This is a genomic window from Metallibacterium sp. (assembly GCF_054637675.1).
In genome coordinates, this window is sequence record NZ_JBTSRB010000098.1 from 2,837 (window position 1) to 3,446 (window position 610).

A 610-nucleotide genomic window follows, 5' to 3' on the forward strand; every position below is an offset into this window, starting at 1 on the left:
GAGATGCGCATGGCCGTATCCCCCCCCCCCCCCCCCGCGCGGCAAAACCGTTGATCCGCGGCAAAACGAACTTCTTGCGGCGCTGCCCGATGCCGAGTTGGCGCGCTGGTTGCCGCATCTGGAACCTGTGGACATACATCATGGCGAGGTGCTCTATCAGCCCGGCAATCGGTTGACCCATGTGTACTTTCCGACCACGTCGATCATCTCGCTGCTGTACGTGATGGAGGACGGCGCCTCGGCCGAAATCGCGGTCGTCGGGCGCGAAGGCATCGTTGGCATTTCGCTTTTCATGGGAGCCAAATCAACGCCGAGCCGTGCCGTCGCGCAATGCGACGGCCAGGTGATTCGGCTCAATGCGAAGGTGCTGATGCAGGCGTTCGACCGCGGTGGCCCCGTGCCGCACCTGCTGCTGCGCTTTACCCAGGCCCTCATCACCCAGATCGCGCAAACATCCGTATGCAATCTCCGCCATACGCTGGATCAGCGGCTGTGCCGTTTGCTGCTGCTCAGCCTGGACCGGGCGCATTCCAAAGAGCTGGTGATGACGCATCAGCTCATCGCCCACTTGCTGGACGTGCGTCGCGAAGGCGTCACCAATGCGGCTGGC

At 63.1% G+C, this 610-nt stretch carries 1 protein-coding gene; it reads left to right on the top strand.

Features of this window, described 5'->3' with window-relative positions; translation table 11 throughout:
* Positions 1 to 97: 97 nt before the first annotated feature.
* On the top strand, positions 98 to 610 hold a 513-nt coding region (locus ACYDAT_RS15810), incomplete at its 3' end, for a Crp/Fnr family transcriptional regulator (protein WP_461451371.1).